The 25,349-nt window shown below is 68.7% G+C and carries 23 protein-coding genes; 16 read left to right on the forward strand and 7 right to left on the reverse strand.

Annotated elements, in window-relative coordinates; translation table 11 throughout:
• Both VM221_10535 and VM221_10540 read right to left on the reverse strand, forming a co-directional pair.
• Window positions 1–473: DNA gyrase modulator (locus VM221_10535; GenBank protein ID HUT75252.1), on the reverse strand; the 473-nt coding region annotated here is incomplete at its 3' end.
• A complete protein-coding gene (locus VM221_10540; GenBank protein ID HUT75253.1) occupies window positions 470–1,840 on the reverse strand; it encodes a TldD/PmbA family protein in 1,371 nt (456 codons plus the stop codon). The genes VM221_10540 and VM221_10535, both read right to left, overlap by 4 nt.
• Before the next feature lie 473 nt (window positions 1,841–2,313).
• Between VM221_10540 and VM221_10545 the strand changes: the two genes are divergently transcribed.
• The 4 genes from VM221_10545 to VM221_10560 all read left to right on the forward strand — a co-directional run bounded on the left by VM221_10545 (window position 2,314) and on the right by VM221_10560 (window position 5,043).
• Window positions 2,314–2,889 carry a rubrerythrin family protein gene (locus VM221_10545; GenBank protein HUT75254.1) on the forward strand — a complete coding sequence of 192 codons (576 nt, stop codon included), beginning with the start codon at window positions 2,314–2,316 and terminating at the stop codon, window positions 2,887–2,889.
• A gap of 161 nt (window positions 2,890–3,050) precedes the next feature.
• Window positions 3,051–3,446, forward strand: a complete 396-nt coding sequence (locus VM221_10550; GenBank protein HUT75255.1) for an OsmC family protein — start codon at window positions 3,051–3,053, stop codon at window positions 3,444–3,446.
• A gap of 46 nt (window positions 3,447–3,492) precedes the next feature.
• Complete coding sequence (locus VM221_10555; protein HUT75256.1) at window positions 3,493–4,704, forward strand: FprA family A-type flavoprotein; 1,212 nt, start codon at window positions 3,493–3,495, stop codon at window positions 4,702–4,704.
• Window positions 4,705–4,881: 177 nt separating this feature from the next.
• Window positions 4,882–5,043 carry a rubredoxin gene (locus VM221_10560; GenBank protein ID HUT75257.1) on the forward strand — a complete coding sequence of 54 codons (162 nt, stop codon included), beginning with the start codon at window positions 4,882–4,884 and terminating at the stop codon, window positions 5,041–5,043.
• Window positions 5,044–5,331: 288 nt separating this feature from the next.
• Here VM221_10560 and VM221_10565 read toward each other — a convergent pair whose 3' ends face one another.
• Window positions 5,332–7,641, reverse strand: coding sequence for a tetratricopeptide repeat protein (locus tag VM221_10565; GenBank protein ID HUT75258.1), 2,310 nt, complete (start codon window positions 7,639–7,641; stop codon window positions 5,332–5,334).
• A gap of 287 nt (window positions 7,642–7,928) precedes the next feature.
• Here VM221_10565 and rpmE point away from each other — a divergent pair, with 287 nt between their 5' ends.
• The 5 genes from rpmE to VM221_10590 all read left to right on the forward strand — a co-directional run bounded on the left by rpmE (window position 7,929) and on the right by VM221_10590 (window position 11,555).
• A complete protein-coding gene (gene rpmE / locus VM221_10570; GenBank protein HUT75259.1) occupies window positions 7,929–8,177 on the forward strand; it encodes a 50S ribosomal protein L31 in 249 nt (82 codons plus the stop codon).
• 87 nt (window positions 8,178–8,264) lie between these two features.
• Window positions 8,265–9,110, forward strand: coding sequence for a DUF1385 domain-containing protein (locus VM221_10575; GenBank protein ID HUT75260.1), 846 nt, complete (start codon window positions 8,265–8,267; stop codon window positions 9,108–9,110).
• An 82-nt stretch (window positions 9,111–9,192) separates the two neighbouring features.
• Complete coding sequence (gene prfA, locus VM221_10580; protein ID HUT75261.1) at window positions 9,193–10,284, forward strand: peptide chain release factor 1; 1,092 nt, start codon at window positions 9,193–9,195, stop codon at window positions 10,282–10,284.
• Window positions 10,281–10,928: an L-threonylcarbamoyladenylate synthase gene (locus VM221_10585; protein ID HUT75262.1), complete on the forward strand. Its 648-nt coding sequence runs from the start codon at window positions 10,281–10,283 to the stop codon at window positions 10,926–10,928. Before prfA ends, VM221_10585 begins: the two co-directional genes overlap by 4 nt.
• 111 nt (window positions 10,929–11,039) lie before the next feature.
• Window positions 11,040–11,555 (forward strand): nitroreductase family protein, encoded by a 516-nt coding sequence (locus VM221_10590; protein HUT75263.1) that lies wholly within the window; start codon window positions 11,040–11,042, stop codon window positions 11,553–11,555.
• A gap of 147 nt (window positions 11,556–11,702) precedes the next feature.
• Here the strand turns inward: VM221_10590 and VM221_10595 are convergent, their stop codons facing one another.
• Window positions 11,703–13,163, reverse strand: coding sequence for a radical SAM protein (locus VM221_10595; GenBank protein HUT75264.1), 1,461 nt, complete (start codon window positions 13,161–13,163; stop codon window positions 11,703–11,705).
• Between the two features lie 167 nt (window positions 13,164–13,330).
• Here VM221_10595 and VM221_10600 point away from each other — a divergent pair, with 167 nt between their 5' ends.
• The gene (locus VM221_10600; protein ID HUT75265.1) at window positions 13,331–14,254 is read left to right on the forward strand and encodes an NAD(P)-dependent oxidoreductase; all 924 of its coding nucleotides are present in this window, start codon (window positions 13,331–13,333) and stop codon (window positions 14,252–14,254) included.
• A 34-nt stretch (window positions 14,255–14,288) separates the two neighbouring features.
• On the opposite strand, the gene VM221_10605 is transcribed toward VM221_10600, so the two are convergent.
• On the reverse strand, window positions 14,289–16,007 hold the full coding sequence (locus VM221_10605; GenBank protein ID HUT75266.1) for a hypothetical protein: 1,719 nt from the start codon (window positions 16,005–16,007) through the stop codon (window positions 14,289–14,291).
• A 297-nt stretch (window positions 16,008–16,304) separates the two neighbouring features.
• Between VM221_10605 and VM221_10610 the strand changes: the two genes are divergently transcribed.
• From VM221_10610 to VM221_10635, 6 genes are all read left to right on the forward strand, one after another.
• Window positions 16,305–17,552 (forward strand): ParB N-terminal domain-containing protein, encoded by a 1,248-nt coding sequence (locus VM221_10610; protein ID HUT75267.1) that lies wholly within the window; start codon window positions 16,305–16,307, stop codon window positions 17,550–17,552.
• Between the two features lie 178 nt (window positions 17,553–17,730).
• On the forward strand, window positions 17,731–18,120 hold the full coding sequence (locus tag VM221_10615; protein HUT75268.1) for a DUF202 domain-containing protein: 390 nt from the start codon (window positions 17,731–17,733) through the stop codon (window positions 18,118–18,120).
• 113 nt (window positions 18,121–18,233) lie between these two features.
• The gene (locus tag VM221_10620) at window positions 18,234–19,805 is read left to right on the forward strand and encodes a hypothetical protein (protein HUT75269.1); all 1,572 of its coding nucleotides are present in this window, start codon (window positions 18,234–18,236) and stop codon (window positions 19,803–19,805) included.
• Between the two features lie 9 nt (window positions 19,806–19,814).
• Entirely contained in the window at window positions 19,815–21,047 is a 1,233-nt protein-coding gene (locus tag VM221_10625; GenBank protein ID HUT75270.1) for a DUF362 domain-containing protein, read from the forward strand.
• A 45-nt stretch (window positions 21,048–21,092) separates the two neighbouring features.
• Window positions 21,093–22,109, forward strand: a complete 1,017-nt coding sequence (locus tag VM221_10630) for a uroporphyrinogen decarboxylase family protein (protein HUT75271.1) — start codon at window positions 21,093–21,095, stop codon at window positions 22,107–22,109.
• A gap of 38 nt (window positions 22,110–22,147) precedes the next feature.
• Window positions 22,148–22,702, forward strand: coding sequence for an SLBB domain-containing protein (locus VM221_10635; GenBank protein HUT75272.1), 555 nt, complete (start codon window positions 22,148–22,150; stop codon window positions 22,700–22,702).
• Window positions 22,703–22,855: 153 nt separating this feature from the next.
• Here the strand turns inward: VM221_10635 and VM221_10640 are convergent, their stop codons facing one another.
• Both VM221_10640 and VM221_10645 read right to left on the reverse strand, forming a co-directional pair.
• Window positions 22,856–23,935 (reverse strand): uroporphyrinogen decarboxylase family protein, encoded by a 1,080-nt coding sequence (locus tag VM221_10640; protein HUT75273.1) that lies wholly within the window; start codon window positions 23,933–23,935, stop codon window positions 22,856–22,858.
• 289 nt (window positions 23,936–24,224) lie between these two features.
• Entirely contained in the window at window positions 24,225–25,166 is a 942-nt protein-coding gene (locus tag VM221_10645; protein HUT75274.1) for a sigma-E factor regulatory protein RseB domain-containing protein, read from the reverse strand.
• Window positions 25,167–25,349 lie beyond the last annotated feature (183 nt).

Here is a 25,349-nt window from a genome sequence, read left to right on the forward strand (position 1 = left end):
CTGCTGCCGCGGTCGCTGAGGTCGAGACCGCTGGAGTTGACCAGGCGGCGCTCTCCGACCGACCAGGAGGCGCCGGCCCCCACCTTGATTTCCGCGTTGTAGGCTTTCACCAGCGCCAGCATCTCCGCGCCCGCCGCCACCAGCTCCGCCTTTGGGGTGCGCTCCACCTCGGGGTCGTAGGTCTTCACCTGCGGAGCGACCGCCGAGCCGGGGAAATCGAACTTGACCTCGCTGCCGAACTCGGCCAGCTCCACCGCCCGGGCGACGACCGCCTCGGCCTCCCGCGGATCGGTGGCGGAGGCGCGGCCAAGCCTGCCGTCCACGATCACCCGCACCCCCAGGTGAGAGCCCTGGGCGACCCCCACCTGCTTCAGCCGATCATCCTCGTACTCGGCGCGCGTTGAGCGCCCCTGGGCGAAGGTGATCTCAGCCGGCCCGTATCCGCTTGCCAACTCCAGCGCCCGTTCGATCACTGCCGTCCTCCCACCACGACCTCTCGCATCCGCACATGGGGGCTGCCCAGCCCCACCGGCAGCGGGCTTTGGCCTCCCTTGCCGCAGCCTCCGCCCCCGTCGTCCCAGGCGAGGTCGTCGGCGATGAGGTCAATGTTGTGCAGCGTCTGGAACACGTTGCCGGTGAGGACGACATCGCGCACCAGCTCCGCGACCTCGCCGCTGCGGATCATGTAGCCGTAAGCCGCGCTGAAGGTGAACATCTCCATCATCGTCTGGCCGCCCATCATGTCGCGGGCGTAGAGCCCCAGCTCGATGTCCCGAATCAGGTCCTCGAAGGACGCCGTTCCCGGCTCGATGTAGGTATTGGTCATGCGCACGATCGGGGCGAAGCTCCAGCCCACGGCGCGGGCGTTGCCGGTGACCGCTTCGCCCATCTTGGCGGCGGTCTCGCGGTTGTGAAGGCGGCCGACGAGAATGCCGTCCTTGACCAGGTGCGTCTTGCGCGTGGGCACGCCCTCGTCATCCAGCAGGTGGGTGCCGCGCCCGCCGGGCAGCGAACCGTCGTCCACGATGTTCAGGTGGTTCGGGCCGAAGCGTTTGCCCAGCGTCATCAGCTCGCGCAGCTTCTCGTTCTCGTACACGTGGTCGGCCTCGCTGAGGTGGCCGAAGGCCTCGTGGGCGAACACCCCGCCGAGCTGCGGGTCGAGCACAACCGTGTAGCTGCCGCCCTGTACCGGCGGCGCCGCGAGCAGATCGGCGGCGCGGCGCGCGGCGGCCTCGGCCTTGGCCTCCAGCCCGACCGCCGCCTCGAATCCCCCGGCGCGCCCGACGCGCTCCCGCCCCTGCTGCACCAGGTTACCGTCGCGCGCCACCGCGGTCAGGGCGACCGTCACGTCGGGCCGCGTGTCCTCGAAGTAGCTGCCCTCGCTGTTGGCGAAATAGACCTGCCGGTAGCGGTCCGAGTAGCTCGCGTGCGTGGTGTGGATGCGCGGGTGCAGCCCCAGCATGAGGTCGTTGTACTGCTCGATGACGCGCTTCTTCTCCGCCACCGGCACCCCGCGGAAATCGCGCTCCATCGCCGGCGCCGGGATCGCCTGCTCGATGCGCGACACCTCGGCCAGCTCGCCGCGCTCGCGCGCCACCAGCCGGGCGCAGGCTGCCGCCTCCCGCAGTTTCTCCCGCAGCTCGGAGAGGTCGTTGAAGGTCACGATCCCCCATCCGCCCCGCACCAGCGCGCGCGCCATCCCGCCCACGGAGCTGCCGGTCACGATCTGGTCCAGCTCCGCTCCGCGGAAGCTCAGCGCCGTCCCTTCCTCGCGCTCGATCCTGATCTCCGCGTAGTCGGCGCCGCTTCCGCGCAGCGCCTCCTGCATGCGATCTCGCATCGCGCAATCTCCCTTTCACCATGCACGCGGGCTTGCCGTGAGGCCCCGATCAAGCGCGCGCAGACGGCCCTGGCATTTTCCTTGCCCCCGCTGCGTTCTCCTGCCCGGCGGCGACAGCCGCTGGCGATGGAAGGTGTCGCTCACAGGAGGGGGTGATCGGTCTTGTTGACGTTTGCATTGCCAATGGAACGGCCAAGGCACGAATACACGCTCGTTTTGGTGCGCGCCGCGTTCCATTTGATATGCAATCATCAATAGTGGGGATGGTTGGGCGATGCATCGGGCGCGACCTCGTAGGGGCAAGGCATGCCTTGCCCCTACATCCGCGCCCCGACCTGTCGGGGCGCGCCCAGGGGCGCCCCCCATTGTTCGAGGTCACACCCCAGCAAGCGGGGGCATTGACAGAGTTCCTCGGCAGGCGTCAGAATGGTAACTGGGAATAGCAGGCCGGAGATCAAGGGTAAGGAGTGAACATGGCTGGACTCAAGGGAACCAGGACCGAGGTCAATCTGCTGACGGCGTTTGCCGGGGAATCACAGGCGCGCAATCGCTACACTTACTTCGCGAGCCAGGCGCGCAAGGAGGGCTACATCCAGATCGCCGACATCTTCGAGGAAACCGCCAACCAGGAGAAAGAGCACGCCAAGCGGTTCTTCAATCTGCTCGAGGGTGGCGACGCGCGGGTGCAGGCGACGTTTCCCGCCGGCGTCATCGGCACCACCGCGGACAACCTGCGGGCGGCCGCGGACGGCGAGCATCACGAGTGGGGCGAGATGTATCCCTCCTTCGCCGACACCGCCCGGGAAGAGGGGCGCAAGGAGGTCGCGGCCATCTTCCAGGCCATCGCGGTGGCGGAAAAGCAGCATGAGAAGCGCTACCGGGGCCTGCTCGCCAACGTCGAGGCCGCCACGGTGTTCAAGAAGGAGGCCCCGGTCGTGTGGCGCTGCCGCAACTGCGGCTACCTGCACCAGGGCAAAGATGCACCCGGGGTATGCCCGGCATGCGCACACCCCCAGGCGCACTTCGAGTTGTTGGCCGAGAACTGGTAAGCGGTCCGCCCTGCTTTGCTCCGAGGGACCCCAGGCGGCGGGGCGGGGATTGCGGCCGGCGCCCGCGCGATCATGGTGTGCAGGCGTGACATGCCTGCGGCAGGCGCCGCCGTGGCGGCAGAGAACAAGCACGCATCCGACACCGACGGGGAGAGTTGGCGATGGCAACCATCGTGCGCTACCATCACGGCCTGCACTTCTGCGCCGATCTCGATTCGGGGCACGTGACGTGCGACGCGTTCTCCGACAAGGGCAAGGAGTACCCGAGCGCGCCGGAGCTGCTGATGGTGTCGCTAGGGGGCTGCATCGGCGCGGTGCTGGTGACCTACTGCGACCGCCATCAGATCAACTGCGAGGGGCTGGAGATCGCGCTCGACTGGGAGGTCGCCGAGCATCCCCATCGCATCGGGCGCATCGCCGTCGAGATCCACATGCCGGGCCCGTTGACGGCCGGGCAAATCGAAATCCTGGAGCGCGTGGCCGATCAGTGCCTCATCCACAACACCCTGCTGCACGCGCCGGAGATCAAGACCCGGATGCTGGTGAAGCAGCCGTAGCGCGGGGCGCGCCCGGCAGCGCTCCGCGAACAGGAGAGCAGAGCCGATGAACCAACCCTTGCGGGCGGCGCAGATAACCGAGCATGTCTATTGGGTGGGCGCCATAGACTGGGCGGCGCGCGACTTCCACGGCTACCGCATCGGCCGCGGCACCTCCTACAACGCCTATCTCGTCCTCGCCGACAAGGTCACCCTGATTGACACCGTCAAGGACCACTTCGAGCGCGAGATGGTCACCCGCATCGCGTCGGTCATTGATCCCCAACGCATTGACTACGTCATCTCCAATCACGCCGAGTTCGATCACTCCGGCTGTCTGCCCCGGGTGATCGCGGAGCTGCGCCCCGAGCGGGTCTTTGCCTCGCGCCGCGGCGTGGCCGCGCTGGCCGACCACTTCCATTTCGGCCAGGAGATCACGCCGGTCAAAGAGGGGGAGAGCCTGAGCCTGGGCGACATGACGCTGGCGTTCGTCGAGACGCCGATGCTCCACTGGCCGGAGAGCATGTTCACCTACCTGGCGCAGGAGCGGGTGCTGTTTTCCAACGACGCCTTCGGCATGCACCTGGCGTCGAGCGCGCGCTTCGCCGACGAGGTGGACGATGCCATCGTGCGCGAAGAGGCGGCGAGATACTTCGCCAACATCCTGATGCCGCTGTCCCCGCTGGTGACGGCGCTGCTGGAGAAGGTGCGCAAGCTCGACCTCGCCGTTGATGTGATCGCAACCAGTCACGGCCCTATTTGGCGCAAGGATCTCGACCAGGTGCTGGCGCGCTACGCAGCCTGGGCCGCGCACCCGCCGACGACCAAGGCGGTGGTCGCCTACGGCACCATGTGGGGAAGCACCGACCTCATGGCGCGCGCCATCTGCGACGGCCTCGCGGCGGGGGGCGCGAGCGCCGTGCTGATGCCGCTCGCGGCCAGCCACCGCAGCGATGTCGCCGCCGAAGTGCTGGATGCGGGCGCCCTGGTGGTCGGTTCGCCCTGCCTCAACGGCGGCATCCTGCCCACCGTCGGGGACCTCTTGACCTATCTCAAGGGCCTCAAGCCGCGCAACCTGGTCGGGGCCGCCTTCGGCTCGTACGGCTGGAGCGGGGAGGCGGTGGGGCTGATCGAGAATGTGCTGCGGGAGATGAAGATCGAGCTGGTGGGCGCGGGTGTCCAGGCCAAGTTCGTGCCGTGTGACAAAGACCTTCAGGAATGCTATGACTTGGGCGCGGCGGCGGCGGACAAGCTCAAGGGGATGGTCAGCCCTGTGTAGCACAGCCGTTTCCGAATCCCGATGGCTAGGCCCTTCGGGCCACCATGGCGGGCCGATCAGGCGGCCCCAGCCATTCATCGGGGCTCCCGGCCGTGTGCGGCATGATGGGGGACCGGCAGCGCCCGCCGATTTCGACCAGCCGAGGGTGTGACAACGACCGGCGATGAGAGCAATCACATGAAGAAGTATATCTGCACCATTTGCCAGTGGGTCTATGACCCCCAAGTCGGCGATCCGGACAACGGGGTCAACCCCGGCACCGCCTGGGAGGACCTCCCCGAGGACTGGGTGTGCCCCGAGTGCGGGGTACCCAAGGATCTGTTCGAGGAGCTGACCTGACCGCGGCCCTAGGGCGTTCGACTTCGGGCGGTCCCTCACCCTTTTCAGGGAAGTTCTCAGTCAACATAGTGATGTCATAAACGGAGCATAGGCGCCCTCGCCTGTGCGGGCGATCACACGGCCGGGGCGGCCATGCTCCATGAAGTGCTCCTGGCGCCGGGGATGAGCGAGCGAAGAATCTCGCCGCGCTCGCGCTGAAGGGCATCCTGCCCTACGGCGCATTATTCATACTTGGTGGCGCAGGCGTCTCGCCTGCGTACGCCTGTCTCAAGGCATGAATAATGCCGGCTATGCCTCCCCCCGCCACCGGGCCAGTTGCTCCCGCACCTTCTCGGCGGCGGGGTCCTCGATCTGCTCGTAAATCGCCAGCGCGGCCTCGGCGTTGGCGATAGCCTGCTCGGGCTCGCCGAGCCGATCCAGCGCCACGGCCATGTTCCAGAGGTCATTCCCCTCCCCCCGCCGGTCGCCGATCTCGCGGTCAATAGCAAGCGCCTGCTCGTAGAACTCGATGGCGCGGCGCGGCGCGCCCAGGTCCGCATAGGCCAGGCCCAGGTTGCCCAGGTCATTTCCCTCCCCCCGCCGGTCGCCGATCTCGCGGTGAATCGCGAGGGCCTGCTCGTAGTAGTTGACCGCGCGACGAGCGTCGCCGAAACGCAGGTAAGCGTTGCCCAGGTTTCCCAGCGCGCCGGCCTCCCCTTGCCGGTCGCCAACCTCGCGCGCGATCGTCAAATGCTGTTCGTAGAACTCGATGGAGCGGCGCGGCTCGCCCAGGTCCGCATAGGCCAGGCCCAGGTTGCCCAGGGCATTCCCCTCCCCCCGCCGGTCGCCGATCTCGCGGGCGATCGTTAGCTGCTGCTCGTGGTACTCGATGGCGCGGCGGGGTTCGCCGAGTTGGTGGTAAGCGATACCCAGGTTGCCCAGGCGATTTCCCTCCGCCTGGCGGTCCTTCAACCTCCGCGCGGCGGCCAGCGCGCTCTCCAGCCAGCCGATCCGCTCCCGCGGGTGCTGGCGCAGGTCGAGCACATATGCTCCGGCGTCAGGATATGCGCTGCACAGCCGCGCTGCGCTGTCGTCTTTCCCGGCGTGCCCCGCAGCCCACGCCTGCCCGGCCTCGATGTTGCTCCTCTCCAGATCGAACAACGCCAGCCCGCGCAGGATCGCCCCGCCGCCTTCGAGGAAGCGGTCGTCCGCGGCGGCAAGCACGGCCTTGTAGTGCTCGGCATGACGGCGCTGCGCGGCGGCGCGCTCAGCATCCTCCAGGCGCTCATCGGCGAACAGGCGCATCAGGTCGTGCAGGCGGTACCGCCCGGTCGCCTTGTCCCACTCGACCAGGCTGCGCCGCACCAGTTCGCTCAGGTGAGCATGTCCCTCATCCTCGCACACGCGCTCCTCGGCAGCCGCATCGAATGAGCCCGGGAACACCGCCAGCCTGCGGAATACGCAGGCCGCCTCCGCCGGCAGCCGCTCATAGCTCAGGCCAAAGGACGCCGCGACGTCCAGGTCAACCCCTTCCTTGCCGATGCCCTTCAGCCGCCCGCGCTCATCCCGCAGCTTCTGCGCGTAGTCCTCCGGGTCGAGGTCCGGGGTCACGTTGAGCAGACTCGCCGCCGCCCGCAAGGCCAATGGCAGGCGCCCGCAGAGGTCGGCGATCTCGTCGGCCCGGTCGCCGATGCGGGATGCTATCTTGAGCAGCAGGTCGCGGGCGTCGCCGGCAGGCAGGACATCCAAGTCCTTGCGCACCAGCCCGGGCAGGGTGAAGCGCTGGCGCGAGGTCACCATGAGCACGCAGCCCGCCGGTGGCAGCAGCGGCTTGACTTGCTCCGCGGAAGCGGCATTGTCCATCAGCACCAGCGCCCGCTTGCCGTCGAGGCAGGAGCGGTAGAGGCCCGCCAATTCGTCTTCGCTCTCCGGCAGCTTGGCGTCGGGATGGCAGGCGCGGATGACGTGGGCCATGGCGTCGGCGGCGGTCACGGGCTGGTCGCTCGTGCCCTTGAGGTCGAGGTAGAACTGCGCGTCGGGGTAGTCCTGCTTGAGCCGGTCGGCGAGCACCAGCGCCAGCGCGGTCTTGCCGATGCCACCCATCCCCGCCAGGCCGGAGATGGTGACGCCGCGCGTCTCAAGCTGAACGATCAGTTCCTGAAGCTCCGCCTGGCGTCCGGTGAAATCCCTCGGAGGAGAGGGGAGCTGGTGGAGGGCGGTGGCGGTCCCGGCCCCAGGCGGGCCTGGGGTGATGTTGATCGTCTGCGCCTGGTACTTGTCGCCCTTGACCTTGTCTCCGTAGCTGATGTCCCCTCCGGCAGCGTCGCCGCCCACCGAGCCTTCGATTCGCTGCCCGCCTGTCTGCACGTCACGCCCGGCGACGACCTGATCGCGGTTGGCCTGCCACTCGCGATGACTCCTTATGGCTACGAGCAGCGCGATGACTGCGATAATGAGATCAAGTACGCCGATTCCGAGCTGCACCAGCCCCGTGACGGCCTGCACCCGGTCGGGATGCACACGAAGCGAAGTGAGGAGCGGCGGCAGCCACGAGCCACCGGTTCCTGCGGCTGTTCCCAGCGCCGCGACACTCAGGGCTATGAGGACCCATTTCCACACGTCTCGCCCCCTTGCCGCTCGCATCCAAGAGCACCGCAGCCGCCCCCTGGGCTACGCAGGCCGGGGACGCCTGCCCTACCGCCGTAGTTTCTCCGCACGGCCCCTGTTTGCCTGCCGGCGGGCGAGCCCTGACTGTGTCCGGCGGCCAATCCCCACCCCGCGCGAACGACCCCCACAAGCGCCGGCAACCTTGACATAGAGCGCGCGTTTGCGGTAGCATAAGGTGCCGCTGATCAGGCGCGGTGTGGGCTGCCAGATCAGCGGATGCTTTTTGGGGAACCACGGCGATGAAAGAAGGCATTCACCCCGAATACGTGCGTGCGCGGGTGACGTGTGCGTGCGGCAGCAGCTTCGAGACGCGGGCGACCAAGCCCGAGATCCGCGTCGAAATCTGCTCGAGCTGCCACCCGTTCTTCACCGGCAAGCAGAAGCTGGTTGACACCGAGGGACGAGTTGAGCGGTTCCGGCAGAAATACGCGCGCTACGAGCAGCAAGCGGCGCAGCAGCAGGCCGCCAAGACAAGCAAGCGCTCGTAGCCGCCGCGCGCGCACCAACGGGTCCGCATGGGTTGCGTGATGCAGCACGATACCCCCTATGGGGGGCAGGCGGTAATAGAGGGCGTAATGATTCGCGGGCCGCGCCACGTGGCCACCGCCTGCCGCGTCGCGGATGATAACATCGCGGTCAACGTCGAGCCGACGCGGTCGCTGCTCACGCGCTATCCCCGGCTCAACTTGCCTTTGGTTCGCGGCACCCCGGCCCTGATTGACGCCCTGTCCATCGGCTTTCGCTCGCTCATTCATTCCGCTAACCTCGCGGTCGAGGCCGAGGGGCAGAAGCCGGTCAGCGGGTGGTACTTCAACCTCTCGATCGCGGCGGCATTCGTGCTGGGCGTCGGCCTATTCGTACTGGCGCCGAGCGCGGCGATCCACCGCGTGACCACCAACTCCTTCGCGCTCAACGCGCTGGAGGGCCTGGCGCGGGGGCTGCTGTTTGTCATCTACGTGCTCATCATCGGGCGCCTGCGGGATATTCGGCGTTTGTTTCGCTACCACGGCGCGGAGCACAAGGTGGTCAACGCCTACGAGGCGGGGCGGCCGCTGTCGGCGGCGGACGAGTTCAGCGTCATCCATCGCCGCTGCGGTACCGGCTTCATCTTCAACGTGATCGTGGTCGGGGTGCTGGTGCACGCGGTCCTGGGGTGGCCGAGCCTGTGGGTTCGGCTGGCGAGCCGGGTGGCGGTGCTGCCGCTGGTTGCGGGCATCGCCTACGAGCTGACGCGCCTGGCGGGGCGCCACGGCGATTCGCTGGTGGTGCGCGCGCTCATCGCGCCCGGGATGTGGCTGGAACGCCTGACCACCGCCGAGCCTACGCCCGACCAGATCGAAGTGGCGCGGCGAGCGATGGAGGCGGCGTTGCAGGCTGAAGCCGCAAGCCGGTCGGGGGCTTCTTCGAGCGACTCTCAATAGGGAACGCATCGCCCTGGCGCCGATCGCGGCGTGATCGAGCGATCGCGGTGATCAACTCATGAGCCAGCAAGTCACCCCGGAAATGGAGGACCGTCTCGCCGAGCTCGAGCGGCGCTACGAGGAACTCGGGGAGGAACTGGCGCGGCCGGAGACGTTCTCCGACCCGGCGCGGCTGCGGCGCGTGTCGCAGGCGCGCGCGCGGCTGGAGGAGGTGGTGGGCCAGTTCCGTGAGCTGCGGTCGGTGCGGGCGCAGATTGCGGAGGCGCAGGGAGTGCTCGCCGGCGAGGACCCCGAGTTGCAAGAGCTCGCGCGCGGGGAGCTGGAGCGGCTGGAGCCGCGGCGGAGGCAGTTGATCGCGGGGCTGATCGAGGGGCTGCTGCCGCGCGACCCCAACGACGAGAAGGATGTGATCGTCGAGATTCGCGCGGGCGCCGGGGGCGAGGAGGCGGCACTGTTCGCCGCCGATCTCTACCGCATGTACGCGCGCTACGCGGAGGCGCAGCGATGGGGGGTGGAGGTGCTGAGCTCGAGCCCGAGCGAGATGGGTGGCATGAGAGAGATCATTTTCTCGGTTGCCGCGCGCGGGGCTTACAGCCGCCTCAAGCACGAGCGCGGGGTGCACCGCGTGCAGCGGGTGCCGACGACCGAGGCCCAGGGGCGGATCCACACCTCGACGGCGACGGTGGCGGTGCTGCCGGAGGCGGAGGAGATCGAGGTCGAGATCAATCCCGCCGACCTCAGGATTGACACCTACCGCGCCTCCAGCGCCGGGGGGCAGCACGTGCAGAAATCGGACACCGCGGTGCGCATCACCCATCTTCCCACCGGGCTGGTGACGTCGTGCCAGGATGAGCGCAGCCAGCATCAGAACCGCGAGAAGGCGATGCGGGTGCTGCGCGCCCACCTGTGGGAGAAGATGCGCGCGGAGCAGCAGGGCGAGATTGTGCGCGCTCGCCGCAGCCAGGTCGGCACCGGCGACCGCAGCGAGAAGATCCGCACCTACAACTTCCCCCAGGACCGCGTGACCGACCATCGCATCGGGCGCACCTGGCACGGCCTCGAAGCGATCTTGGATGGCGGTCTCCATCCCCTGGTGGAGGCGCTAGCCGAGCTTGAACGCGCGCGACTGATCGAGCAGGTCGGCACCGGCGACGGTGGCTCCTCGTCATCATGATCGAGACGCAGGTGCTCCGGGTTGACCCGGCGGAGCCCGCGGGGGCGGCGCTGCGCCAGGCAGCGGCGCTGATTGGGGCCGGCGACCTCGTCGCCTTCCCCACCGACACCGTGTACGGCATCGGCTGCCGCCCTGACGATGCGCGGGCGGTGGCCGCGGTTTACGAGGCCAAGGGGCGACCGCGGCGGGTACCGCTGGTGCTTTTCATCACCGCCGCCGACCGCCTCGGCCGCTACGTGGCGGCGATGACCCCCGCCCTGGAGCTCGCGGCCCGCCACTTCTGGCCGGGGCCGCTGACTATCGTCGCCCGCGCGCGCGAAGACGCGCCCGCGGCGCTGGTGTCACAAGGCACGATCGGCATCAGAATCCCGCGCCATCCGCTCGCGCTGCGCCTGGTGGACGAGTGCGGCGGCGCGCTCGCCACCACCAGCGCCAACCTCAGCGGCCGCGGCAGCACCGGCGATCCGCAGGTGGTGTGGTCACAGCTCACAGGCAGGATCGCCCTGCTGCTGGATGCAGGACGCACGCGCGGAGGCGTGGAATCCACAGTCGTTGACTTTACCGCGCATCCGCCCGCCATCCTGCGCGCGGGCGCCATTGGCGCCGACGAGCTGAGCGCCGTCATCGGGCGCCTCGGCAAGTAGGGGCGGCGTGCGGGCGTGACTTCGCTGAGGTCGCGGCTATCTTGCCCCGACCGGTCGGGCCGCCTATCCGGTAACCGCCCACGGCAATCTCATTCGAGGGAACGCGAACCTATGGACACGATTGAGGTCATCTTGAATCGCCGTAGCGTGCGCCGGTATCTGGACTCACCCATCGCGACGGGTGATCTGGCGACGATGGTGGAATGCGCACGGCAGGCGCCCTCGGCGGGCAACCGCCAGTCATGTCATCTGGTCGTGGTCACCGACCCGCCGCTGCGCGAGCGGGTGGCCGCGGCATGCCAACACCAGGAGTGGATGGCGGGAGCGGCGGCCATCGTCGTCGGCCTGGGTGACCCGAGTGTGAGCGAACGCTGGTGCGAGGTGGACACCGCGATTGCGATGGAGAACCTGGTGCTGGCGGCGACCAGCCTGGGCTACGGCGCATGCTGGGTGGGCGCATTCGATGAGGAGCGGCTGCGAGAGGTGCTGGGGGTCCCGGAGACCATGCGCGTGGTGGCGGCAGCGACCGTCGGCCGTGCCGCCGAGAAGCCGCAGGCACGCCCGCGCCGCGACATTGGTGACTTCGCCTCGCTGCAGCGCTACGGCGCAGGATTTGCGCCCGAGTGAGGAGGGAGCGCATCGGCCATGGCCCAGCGCCCGAATATCCTGTGCATCATCAGCGATCAAGTGTGGTAACGCCGCCCCCGGCGGTACCGGCGCCGCAGTAGCGTCGCCCAACCATCCCCACTAAGATCGGTCACACCCCTTGCGCGCCTACCGGCCGCGCGAGGAGCCGCCCGGCGCGACCATGCCGATGCGCGGCCGGCGCGTCAGCCGATTGTAAAGCGGCACGCCCTCCCACCCCGCGCCGGGCAAACGCAGGGCGGCGCGCAGGTGCAGCACCCAGGGGATGGTGCGGCCTTGCAGCGCCTCCAGATAGAGCATCTGCGAGCGCCGCGACGAGCTTTCAATCATCGCCAGGACGCGCGCGGGCGATACCTGCGGCGAGAAGTAGAACACCGGCTCCGTCAGGTCGGCCTGCGGCGACACCGCGCCCTGCTCGCGTGCGATGCGCTCCAGCTCGGTACCCGGATAGACGCGCACGCCCACCGTGCACAGAATGCGGTCCCGCGGCCCCAACGCCGTCTCCATGAATCGCAGCGTCTCGCGCACGGTTTGCTCGGTCTCGCCCGGCCCGCCGAAGAGGAACGACCATAGCACCGAGAGACCGGCGTCGCGCGCCCAGGCGGCGGTGCGGGCGACCTGTTCGACGCCGAAGCCCTTGCGCAACGTCTGCAGCATGCGCTCGGAGCCGCTGTCCGGCGTGCATAGCACCGAACGAAACCCGATGCGCCGCATCAGCCGCAGCATCTCCGGCGACGTGCCGGTAGGATTCAGTCCCATGGTGTAGAGGTCGGCGCGCAGGTCCGCGCGCGCGATGGCCTCGCACAGCGCGAGCGCGTGGCGCGGGGGATGGTTGAAGGTCGAGTCCACCAGTTCGAAACGCCGCGCCCCCCACCGCCGCCGCGCCTCCCCCATCTCCGCGACTACCGCCGCGGGCGAACGGAAGCGGTAGCGCGTGCCCTCCACCAACTGGTAGGTGCAGTGGACGCACTTGAGGGCGCACCCGCGCTTGCTCTGCAGGGGCAGGGTGCCGCCCCCGCGCAGATAGCGGCCGACCTCCAGCCAGCGGCCAGGTTCGGCCGGAGGCAGGGCGTCCAAGTCCTCGCAGCGGCCGGGGCCGGGGACGGCGTCGGCCTGGCCGCGCGTGCACACTCCGGGGAGGTCGGTGGGCGAACGCCCGGCCGCCAGCCGCTCCAGCAGCGCCGGCAGTGCCTGCTCGCCCTCGCCGACCACGGCGTAGTTGGCGCCCGCGCGCTCGAGCATCTGCGCGGGGGCGATGCTCACCGCTGGCCCGCCGATGACGAGCGTCGCCGTTGAGTGCTCGCGGCAGGCGCGGGCGATGGCGGCGATCTCGGACAGGTAAGCGCGCGGGCGGAAGAACTCGCCGTTGTCGAGGTTGCGCACGGACAAGCCGATAACGTCCGGACGCCACTGCCGCAGCGCGCGCTCGACATCGCGCAGGGGATGCCGCGAGAAACACAGGTCGAGCACTCGCACCTGAAAGCCGCGCGCAGCCAGGGACGATGCCACCAGGCACAGCCCCAGGGGTATCACCGGCTGGGGGGCGCGCTCGCGGTTGGTGTGGACCAGCACGACGTTCACACCCTGCATTTCGCCTCCCCCCGGCTCGCTGCCTGCACCACACGGATGCCCGGGGGCTGACATGTGCGCTGTCAACGAGACGGGGGCGGGTTTGCGCATTTGCGCCGGATGCAGGGATTGGCCCCGCCGGCGGGAAATCAACCAAGTGGACACTGGCGGAGACGGAGGAAGGCAAGATGAAGGTTTGCGTGATCGGCGGCAGCGGGCATGTCGGGCAGAACCTGGTGCCCATGCTCGTAGGCGACGGGTGCGACGTGACCGTGGTGACTAGCGGACGCACTCCGATGCCGACCACCGGAGCATGGGAGAAGGTAAAGGCGGTCAAGTGCTCCTACCGAGGGCAAGACGACCAGTGGGCGCAATGCATGCGCACCATCGGCGCCGAGGTCATCATTGACATGTTGGGGGCCGACGTGCACGGCACCTATGACGCCGCGCGCGAGACGTGCAAGCATTACGTCGCGTGCGGGTCAATCTGGATGTTCGGCGAACCCAAGGCCGTGCCGACACCGGAGGAGACGCAGACGGAGTGCCCGTTCGAGGGGTACGCCAAGCGCTATCGGGAGTTGCTGGAGATGCAGGAACAGGCGCGCGGGGAGGGCTTCGCCTTCACCGCCATCATGCCGCCCAACATCTGCGGCCCCGGCAAGGTCCCGCTGGAGGGACTCGGCGGTCGGAGCGTCGAGGTGCACGCGGCGCATCGCCGGGGCGAGCCGGTGCCGCTGCCCGAGCCGGGGCAGAACCTCATCGGGCCCTGTGACGCGGAAGACATCGCGCGCGCTTTCTTCCTCGCGGTGCAGCAGCGCGAGCGCGCCACCGGGGAGATCTTCAACGTCGGCTCGCGCTATGCGCTCACCGCGGTGAAGTTCATCGAGGCCTACGCCCGGATCTACGGCGTGACCATCCCTATCGAGTGGCACAGTTGGCAGGACTACGCCACCAATATCTCGCCGGCCCTGGGTGCTCATTTCCATTTCCGGGCGCACATGTGCCCCGACCTGACGAAGATTGCCGCGCGCCTCGGGTACGCGCCGCGCTACACGCCGGAGCAAACGCTGGAGCGCGCCGTGGACTGGATGAGACGGGAGGGGATCATCTAGCCCGAATCATGTACGAGAAGAGCAAGCGGCGCGCTCACCAGGAAGCGAGCGGACGGCTCGGCGTCAGCCGCCAGATGGCCTGGTCGAGGGAGAGCAGGCCGGACGCTTGCGGCTCCCCGGCGTCGCCGGTGTAGAAGATCGCCGATGCGTTGGAGGCGACGGCGACGGTACAGATGCCGGCGTCTCTGGTCACCCGCCGCAGCTTGCCGCGCTTCAGATGCAGCGCCCACAAGTCCTGGCTATCGAGCACCCACAGAGGAAAGAGAACCACCGGCGCGTCGCGGACCAGGACCGGGCTCGAGATGCTCCCCTGAATGTCGCGCAGCACCCAGCGGACTTCCCCCGTGCGTGCGTCGAGCACGCCCACCGAGATGGCGCGCTCAAGGGGCGGATGGGCCTGCCCGCGCACCCCGATCACCAGCCGCTCCGCATCGAGCGGCAGCGCCCAGTAAGCTTTCAGGTCCGATAAGAGAGTCGCTTCCCCGGTGATTGCATCCACCGACCAGATGCCGGCGGACTCACGGCGCCCCACCGCGACCAGCTCCCGCCCACCGCGCCAGGGCTGAATCGCCGACGATGCAGGCCGCAGCTTCAGCTTCGCCACCTCCCGCCGGCTGCCGCCGTTCTCGTCCATCAACCACAGACGGGCGGCCTTGCCACTGCCCTTCCTGAGGGCGGCGATCCTGCGCCCCGAGGACACCCAGGCCGCACCCCTGTAGTCGCCGTCGGTCGTCAACCGGCGGGTCGCGCCCGTGGCCACGTCAACCGTCCACAGGTCATAAGCCGGGCTATCGAGCCACTTGGGCAGCTCGGCCCAGCTCTTGATGGGGGGAAGCACCTGCGCGATCAGCAGAAGGCGCGATCCATCCGGCGACCAGGTCGGGGGGTAGAACATGGAAAGCGCAGGGCTTGTGCCTCCCCGGACCTGCCGTTTGCCGGCGCCGTCCGGTCGCATGATCTCGATTCGGCTGGAAAACAGGGCCGTGGACCGAACATAGGCCACAAGCTTGCCGTCCGGCGAGATCGCGGGCGCGCTGGCAGACGCGCCGTAGGTGAGCCGAATGGCCTTACCGCCAGGTTGCACCGCGGTGACGTATTCCTTCGGCTCGCGCTCGGCCAGGAACGGCACACCCCACTCCAGCCAGGCCCCCAGCGCCAGTACGCCGATCACCGAGACCACCCCCAGCGGGTAGCTCCAGGCCACCAGCCTGCCGGGCCGATGCGCCCTCGTCGCTTCTCCGGTTCCGGGGGAGTCGGAAGCCTCGAGCAGGAGCTGCCGGGCGCGGTCGTAGATGGACACGGCCGGTCGGTAGAGGAAAACCAACGGCACGAACAACGCGCCCATTCCCGTCAATAAATAGGAAGCAGGCGGGTCTTGGTAGCGCGCCGCGAGGTACAGGATGCCCCAGGTGACCAGGAAGATCCCCGGGATTGACAGCCTTCGGAGCTTGGCCCGCCGCGACAGCCGATCACGAAAGGCCAGCGCGCGGGCCTCCGCCTCGAAATGAGTGCCCAGTCGGCGGCCCTCCACCGCCACCGCACAGAGGCCGCCTCCCAATCCGATGGCAATCCCGACCAGGGGATTCATCCCCGGCAGACGCCCCATGCCCGTGATGCGCAGAAACGCCAGGTAGACAAATGTGTAGAGTGCGACCAGGGCTATCCCCTCGACCCCCAGGAGCAGGTAACAACGGGGATGTTGCACCCTGAAGCGCAGCGGCAGCCTGGCGCCTTTCGTCTGTTCGCTTGTCATGGCGGATCCCCCAGTGGGCCGATTGCGGCCCGCATCATTCTACCCCTCGCCACCACTCGCTGCAACCGGCGGGGACGGGGCGCGTTCGCGGGGAGGGGGGATCGCCCGACTCTCCCCACCAGAATCGAACGCGCCCGCGGGCGGACGTGCCCGCCGGACGCTGTCGGGCGTTGATATCTGTCTAGCGGCCCGCGGCTTGGCAGGAGCCGACGCCGCGCCACAGAAGAACGACTGCGGAGGAGTCACCTGGATCCGACGCCAGGCGCTAACGCCGGCGATGGGGATGCGGGTGCATAGATGAGCGTGAAACGTAACGCCGTATTGCTGGTCGTCTTCGGCATGCTCACCGCCGGGCTAATCGAGCTGCAGCGGCGCAACGTCTCCTTCGGCTTTCTCCCCAGCGTGGTGGAGAAGGGGGCCGAGATTCACGGATGGCCCGTGCTGCTGCTGCTGGCGGTGGTCTTCGGCATTGTGGCCGCCAACCAACTGATCATGCTGCTCATCGGCGCCCAGGTCACTCTGCGCCGCGGCGCGCCGGGTGAAGTGCGCATGTTGGGCGGGCTGGTGCGCTTCGCGGCGGCGCTGGCGATAGGGCTTGCCATCCTGGTGTCCGTCGGCCGCATCGGCGTGCTCGGGGCCGGATTCGCGCTGTTCGGCGGCATGCTCTTGGGCTGGTCGCTGCAGGCGCCGGTGAGCGGGATGGCGGCGTGGGCGCTGATCAACATCAAGCGCCCCTTCCGCGTCGGCGACCGCATCATGCTGCCGTCGCTCGGGATGAACGGCGACGTCATTGACATCGGCTTGATGTACACCTCGCTCAACCAGGTCGGCGGCACCATCGGCAGCGAAGAGGCCATCGGTCGCCACATCCTCATCCCCAACGCCATGCTCTTCACCCAGGTCGTCATCAACTACACGCCGGAGATGGGCGCCGACGAGCAGGCGCATTTCCTGGATGAGGTCATCGTCCGCATCACCTTCAACTCGGACTGGGAGGCGGCTGAGCAGATTCTGCTCAACGCCGCGCGCGACGTCACCGGGCGCATCATCGCCGAGACCGGTCAGCAGCCCTACATCCGCTCTGACTTCTACGATTACGGGGTTTACATGCGCCTGCGCTACATGACCCTCGCCACCGACCGCCCGCGCATCACCCACGAGCTCACCCGGCGCATCTTCCGCGACTTCCAGCGCGACTTGCGGGTGGACCTCGCCATCCCCTACGTCTATTCCTACCGCCACACGTTGTCGGCGGAACGCTTCCGTTATCCCGACAAGGACGAGCAGGTGCAGGAGATCGCGGTCGTCGAGATCGACGATGCCTGGGTCCCCGGATCGCTGCCGCCGCATGAGGAGGAGGCGATCGCAGACCTCGCGCACCATATCGAGGCGGTCGGGCTGCTGCAGCCGCTGGTGCTCGAACCCCTGCCGAACGGCCGTTATCGGGTGCTGGCCGGGGTCAACCGCCTGCGGGCGTGCAAGCACCTGGGATGGACGCGCGTGCCCGCCACTATGCGCCCGCCGGGGGCGCCGCCGGCCCGGTGACGGCGGCCTGAGGCCCATGCGCGTCCGGCCTCAGGCACATCGCTCCGAGCGGGCTGCGCGGACTGCGTGGCGGGGAGAGCGTGCGCCTGCGCCGTAGCGGGCCCGCAGAAGCTCCCGCTCTCGCTCACCTCGCAGTACGTTGCGCCGCGGGCGTCGAAGCGACAGCGGGAGGACGACCATGGGAAATCATGCAGCAGGCCCCGAGGGGCCGACCGGGATCATCCGCGACCACCTGGCCAACGAGCGCACGCTGCTGGCGTGGACGCGCACGGCCCTGGCGGCGGCGGCGCTGGGGTACGTCATCGCCAGGGTGCAAATAGGTCCCTATGACGGCGTCGCCCTCCCCCACCGCGACCCGGTCTGGTCGGGCTGGGCGGGCGCGGTCTTCGTCCTGGTCGCCCTGGCGATGGAGGTCATCGGCATCTGGCGCTACGTCGACCTGCGCGTGCGCCTGCGCGGCCACCCCTTTCGCCCCCTGGGGTGGGCGATGATCGCCCTCAGCGTCGGCATCGCTGCCGCCATCCTCTTGCTGTTCGTTTACCTGCTGATGACGCGCCCCCCGGGATAGACCGAGACCATGCATTCCGAGCGTGAAGCGTTCACCCAACGAGTGATGTCACCCTGAGCCTTGCCCGCCTGCGGCGGGAGGGGCGCACCCACCCTGCGCCGAAACTGGACTACATGAAGCGCAGACCCCGCCGCCCCAAGGACGCGCCGCCCATCGTCGAGCCGGCGGCGGCCTCGCCCCGGCACCAGCGCCGGGTGTACCTCGGCGTCAGCGGCTTCGTGCTCATTGCCTTCATCCTGCACGCAGCCATCTATGGCGCGCCAGTGTTCACGGTGGACGACGCCTACATCACGCTCCACAACGCGCAAGTGCTGCACTCGGGGCGCGATCCCAACTTCGCCAGCACCCCGGCATTGGCTGGCGCCACCAGCGCCATCCACCTAGCGCTGGTGTACGGGTTGATGTTCGCGCTGCCCGCGGCATGGGCGGGGGCGGGGGCGCTGTGGCTGGCGATCCTCGCGTACGCGCTGGGGCTGGCGCGATTGGCGTTCTTGCATCGCGCGCCGGCACTGGGGGCGGTGCTGCTGGTGGCGCTGGGGCTGATGGTGGCGCGTGTCACCTACCAGTTGCTCAACGGCATGGAGACCGGGCTGGCGATGGCAGGGCTGGTGTGGGCGCTGGCGCTGTTCAACGATCCGATGCGCCGGCGCTGGGTGCCGGTGGCGTGCGGGGTGCTGCCTTTCCTGCGCCCGGAGCTGGTCGTCGTGTCGGGGCTGCTGTTGGTTCTGCACGCGCGGCGCGAGTGGCGCGCCGCCCCGGCGACCGCGGACCCGGTGCGCCCGGTGGTGATCGCCATCTTGCTGGCGGTGGCCGCCGCCGCGCCGTGGGTGCTGTGGTACTGGGTCACCACCGGCGCGCCCTATGCCTCCACCATCGGCGCCAAGCGCGCGTTCTTTGCGGAGGCCTACGCGCCGACGGACCTCAAGCTCTACGAGGCCGTGCTGCCGGCGCTCGTGCATTTCGGGCACTACCTCGGCTTCCTGCTGCTGGGGGTGCCGCTGCTGTTCCTGACGCCGACGGGCGCGGTGGGGTTGGCGTTTATCGGCGCGGTGATCGCGGCCTACCTCATGGACTTCCCAGGGGCGTTCCTGCACTGTGAGCAGCGCTACCTCTATGTCCTGCTGCCGGTGTTTCTGTACGCGATCGCCTCGGGGTTCGCGCAGCGGGCGAAGTGGGTGCGCACGGCGGCGCTGGCGATCCTGGTGCTGGCGCTGGTGCAGTCCGCCATCTGGCTGCCCCAGCGGTGGCGCGAGCACCGGGCGGGCGTCGCCTTCACCACCGAGGAACTGGAGGGGGTCGCCGCCTGGTGCCGGCAGAATCTGTCGCCCGACACGCTGCTGCTAGTTCACGACGTGGGCTACATCTCATATGCGACCTCGTTCCGCATGGTGGATTTCGTGGGGCTGAAGACCCCGAGCAGCATCCCCTATCACCTCTCCTATTCGCTGCCCACCCGGGGCCGCGACCGGGCGTTGGCGGTGCACGCGATCGCGCTGCGCAGCGGTCCCGCCTACCTGGTGATGCTGCAGAAATGGGACGACATCTTCTACCTCACCGACGGCCTGCGAGTACTGGGGTGGACGGTGGACCGGGTCAGCCCCGCTCGCGCCTACGTGGTGTACAGGCTCACCCCGCCGCCGCAAGCCGCAGCGTCCGCGATTGAGGCCGGCGCGGGGAGGCGATAGGAGGCAGCGATGACACCCAGCCCCTTGGAACCCCCGCCGGTGGTCGCCCTGGCGCGCGCCGAGCGGAGCGACGACGCATCGGTCATGCGCGCGGTGCGCGCCGCGGTGGCGGGCGCGGGCAACCTGCGCGACCTGGTTCCCCGCGGCGCGCGGGTGGTCCTCAAGCCCAACATCTTCGCCCCCTACCCGCCGCCGACGACGACCGATCCCCGGGTCGTCCTTGCCGTCGCCGAGCTGGCGCGCGCCGCCGGCGCGGGCGAGGTCATCGTCGCCGAAGGGCGCAGCATCTCCACCGCCCGCTTCCGCTCCGACCACAACACCACGCGCGCCTGCGCCGAGGCCACCGGCATGGCCGCGGCGCTGCGGGCCGCGAAGATCCCGTTCGTCGCCCTCGAGGAGGATGACTTCGTCGAGATCGAAATCCCGGGGGCGGACCTGCTCCACCGCGCCCGCGTCCCCCGCACCATCGTCGAGGCGGAGGTGCTCATCAACCTGCCGGTGATGAAGGTGCACAGCCTGACCCTGGTCACCCTCGCGATCAAGAACCTGCACGGCATTATCTCCGATTTCGACAAGGCCTGCTCCCACCACTACCGCGATTACCACCTGCCGCGCAAGCTGGTGGACCTGTTGCTGGTCAAGCGCCCCGTCCTCAACCTCCTCGATGGGCTGCTGGCGCAGGAGAGCGACCACGCCAGCGCCGGCCGCCCGGTCGCCATGGGCGTCATCATGGCGAGCACCGATCCGGTCGCGCTCGACGCGGTTGCCGGTTACGCCATGGGCTTCGACCCGCTGGAGATTGACACCACGCGCATTGCCGCCGAGCGCGGGCTGGGTGTCGCCGACCTGAGTCGCTTACGCACCACCGGGCCGCCGCTGGACTCGGTGCGGCGCACCTTCGCGCGCCCCGACCTGGAGCTCTCGCCCGAGAAGTTCCCGGGCCTGACGGTGTGCGCCGGGGACTACTGCCGGGCGTGCCAGTACTACACGCGCCGGGGGCTGGAGGCGCTGGTGCGGAAGGACAAGTTGAGCCCGCAGCAGCCGCTGACGCTGGTGATCGGTCGGGGGGCGGAGCCGCCGGAGGACCTGCCGGGGCGAGTGGTGCTGGTGGGCGACTGCGCGTTGGAATCGCCGAGCGTAAAGCGCCTGCGCAATCGGCTCGTAATCGAGGGCCGGCTGCGGGCGATTTACGCGTGCCCGCCGATGGAGTTCCGCATCCGCGCGGAGGAACTGCTGTCATAGCCGCCGAATAAGCCCGCGCGCGACCGCCGCGGAGGAGGTGACGAATTGGAGAGCCGAGACGTAGTGCTGCGATCCCTGGCCTTTGACGGCGCGCCGCGTCTGCCGATGAGCCTGCCCGCGCCCTACCCGGACCATCTGATCCGCGCCAGAGCTGCCGCCGACCCCGACTGGCAGCCGCGTCGCACCTGGAATCTCGAACGCGGCGGGCGCTGGGAGGATGAATGGGGCAACGTGTGGGCGAGCCTGGACGCTCACTCCAAGGGCGAGGTAGTCGAGGGGGCGCTTGGTGACTGGAGCGATCTCGACAGCTACGTCATGCCCGCCTATGACAAGCCCGGGCGCTACGAGCAGGCGCGGCAGGTGTTCGCTGAGCACCCGCAGCGCTATCACCTCGGCGGGCTGCCGGGCTTCCCTTTCGCCATTATGCGCTACCTGCGGCGCATGGACATCTTCCTCGCCGACCTGCTGCTGCACCCGGAGCAGGTGCGCACGCTGGCAAACCGCGTCGTGGAACTGCTGGTCGCGTGCATGGACCGCTGGGCGCGCGTCGGCGCCGACGGCGTCATGTTCGCGGAGGACTGGGGGACCCAGGATCGGCTGCTGGTAAGCCCGGCGATGTGGCGCGAGATATTCAAGCCCGATTTCGCGCGCCTGTGCGCGGCGGCGCGGCAGCGCGGCCTGCACGTGTGGATGCACTCCTGCGGCTACATCTGGGACATCATCCCCGATCTCATCGAGTGCGGCATCGCCGTTGTGCAGCTTGATCAGCCGGGGTTGTTCGGCGTCGAGCGGCTGGCGACGCACTTCGGGGGGCGAGTCAACCTCTGGTGCCCGGTGGACATCCAGCGGGTGCTGCCGACGGGGAATCGCGGCCTGATCGAATCCTTCGCCCGGCAACTGGTGGAGCAACTGGGGCGCTTCGGGCAGGACCGCGGCTACGCCGGGTTCATCGCCGGCTACTACGGCTCAAACGAGGCTATCGGCGTGAAGCCCGAGTGGCAGGACTACGCGTGCCGAGCGTTCGTGGAGCACGGCGGGGCGCAGTTCGCGGCTGACCGCTGATCGCACCCCCGCCTTGGGCGCGGCGCGAAGTGACGGACATGTTCTTCTTCTCACGCGGCGAGCAGGTGGCGCTGGCGGTCCTGCTGGTGGCGCTGGTGGCCGCCGGCGGGGCCATGTGGTGGGTTGGTTCACACGCCAACGCACCCGCCGAGCCGTTCTTCACTGACGCGCCCGCCGCGCGCGCGGGTGAGATGATCACGGTGCATGTGGTGGGCGAGGTCAACCGGCCCGGGCTTTTCAAGATCGCGGCCGGGGCGCGGGCGGATGACATCATCAAGCTCGCCGGGGGCGCCACCCCGCGCGCCGATCTGACGGCGGTCAACCTGGCGGCGGAGGTCGTGGACGGCCAGCAGTTGTACGTGCCGGCCGCCGCGGAATCGGCCGCCGGCGCCGACGCCACCAACAGCCGCGCCCCGCAGCCTGCAGCCGGCCCGAGCAAGGGCGACGCCAGGCCGCGCCGGCCGCGCGCGGGGGCGGCGCCGGCGGCGGTGGGGAAGGTCAACCTCAACCACGCCGGCGCCGAGGAGCTCGATCAACTGCCGGGCATCGGGCCCAAGCGGTTCGCCGACATGAAGGACCGGGTGACGCTGTAGCCGCAACCGGACGACCAAGGGGCAAGGCCCTGGAACCGGAGGTCAACATGCCCACAGCCGCAGCGAATCGTCCCGTGATGCGCACAAGCCCTGGCATTCGTCACGGGCGCGGGCCAATTGCTGCGCGGTCGTTATCCGCATGGCTCGACTTTGTCACCCGTCAAGGCGGACGGCGTGCAGCTTGTCGATCAGGTAGCGGTAGTGCGAGAACGGCATGTCGGGCGATGCGACGTCGTCCAGTGCGGGAATAAAGCCGCCCTCGCGCACCAGCGGCATCAGACGCTCGACCTCACGATCAATGGCGCGCGGCCCGGCGATGACCGCCTCCTTGGCGATGTTGCCGGCCATCCGCAGCTTCCGTCCGAAGCGCTGGCGCAGACCCACGGCATCCATCCCGGCCATGACCTCCATCGGCCAAGTGCAGTTGAACCCCTGATCCATCATCTCCGGCAGCAAGAGGTCAACCCGCCCAGACGTCCACTGGCAGATCAAAGGCACACCGTGATCGCGCAGCATCTCAATGACGGGAGTCTGGTACGGAGACCAGAACTCCCGGTAGCAATTCGGTGAGATCAAGGGGCCGTTTTTGCCGGCGAGGTCTTCGGCGATTACAGCGTAGTCCAGTTTCACGGTTCCCAAGATCGGCCGCACGGTTTCCAGGACGAACTCGCTCCAATAGGAGAACATGTCGTGGATGAGGTCGGGCGCCTCGTAGAAGGCGGAGAGGAAGCGCTCCATGCCCATCGCGTAGAAGCCCAGTCGAAAGAAGAACGGGTAGAGGCACAGGCCAACCGGATCACTGCACGCGTCGAGGCGAGGCGCCACCGCGTCCGCCCAGTCGTCCGGCAACCGTTGGGGAGAGCCGGCTTTGAACCGTTGCCTGTAGTGCTCCCAGTCCATGCGCGACTTCACGGGATGGTCGATATGACCGTAGAACATCAACGGGTTGTCCTTGCGCCGACGAACCGTGGCCCCCATCACAGAGGTCGCACGCTCGTACTCGTCGCTTTCGGAGACCACCTGCTCCTCAAATGCCGGCATAGGGTCAAACAATACAGGAACACGAACCAGCCTCGACATGGCCAGAAAACGCTCGGGGGCACGGTTCGGCGGCAGTCCTTCGCTGCGCCATCGCTCGATTGTTTTCTCCTCAAAGGGTTCCAGCGCAAGCACCGGCAGTTGCTCAACCGGTCCGTAGGCCATCATTCGGCTGAATCGCTCGCGTGGGCTCATTGAGGTCGCTCCTCCAGGCCGGCGGTCGCGAGCACCTGCAGCATGCGGCCCCTCGGTGGGCCCAGCCGGCAAACGCTGCGCAGGTCCTCCGAGAGAATGGCACAGGTGCCAGCGTGAGGTCTTTGCCGCGTGAGGTCCGTGTCCCTGCAACGCTGACGACCGGCGGTTGACGTTGCTAGGTGGGATGCCTGGCGTACCGAACTCCCGATCCCGCTAATGCCTTGATGCCTAGGTGGCTCACAACGCGGCTGTTCTGATCGCAAGGCAGCCTGGGGGCAGATGGCGAGGATCAGCGGCCGCGAGGGGGAGCGGCAGCGCCCATGGAGTCGGCGATCTTGCGCAGCTCCGCGGGGTCAATGTCGCCCACTACGGCGTAGCTCATCTCCCCCCGTCTCCAGGTGACGACCTCGGTGAAGTGCCATCCCTCGCTCGCGAACGGCCCACTGGTGCCGAAAGCGCTGGCCGGGGCCTGGAACAGCGAGATCGAGTTGAGGCCGTCGCCGTAGCGGATGTGGGCGCCGCGGTAGCGGCCCAGATCAATGGTAGTTGTGCCCTCCAGGACATAGCCGGGTGGCACGTGATGCGGATAGCTCGGCTTGAAGCCCGGAGGGCCGGCCGCGGCGAAACCAGGCGCGGCAACCGGCGGCCGCAGCCGCTCCGCCTCGGCCGAGAGATCAGGGTCAACCTCAATCTCGCGGAAGGCGGAGGTGCTGATGCCGTCCTGCTTCCAGTTGAACAGCTCACTGCGGAGCACCAGTCCCGTCGCCTGGTCCACCCACATGCGCTTGCTCGGGTTACCCTCGTGCCTGGGGGTAATCAGCACCACCAGGCACCGGCGGCCGGCCACCACCGAGCCGCCGGTGACCCGCAGCTCGTAGTTCCGCCGCAGCCGCTCCGTGCTTCCGGTCTCGAGCGCGGGCACCGGCTGCCAACCGGCGTTGCGGGGTGAGTGACGCCAGCGCTCGGCGCCGATCTGCAGGATGATGGTGCCGGCCATGGCGGGAGGCGAGATGTACTCGGTGCGCGTCGTCGCCGGCTTGCGGTGGATCACTCGGGTGACGGCATCCACGACCTGCCCGGGGAAGAACATACGAATGGCGCGCACACCGCGGTAGTCGTGGCTGCGTTCGCCCTGCTCGCTGCGCGCCAGCAGCTCATCCCCAGTGGGCGCCGCCTGCGCCGTGATCGCGCTCACCGCCAGCGCCGCCACCGCCACCAGCGCCTGCGCCATCCGCCTCACCTACGGCCCTCCCGCTGCTGCTGTTCCACGCGCGCCCGGATCAGGGCCATACCGTCGCGGTCGCCGAAAGGCTGGGCCGCACGGAAGTCGGCGTACTCCATCACCAGCGGCGCGACGCTACCCTGCAACGGGGCGCCCCCCGCCGGGATCTCGGCGCGGTGAGTCGCGAGGTAG

This window comes from Armatimonadota bacterium (assembly GCA_035527535.1).
Lineage (GTDB): Bacteria > Armatimonadota > Hebobacteria.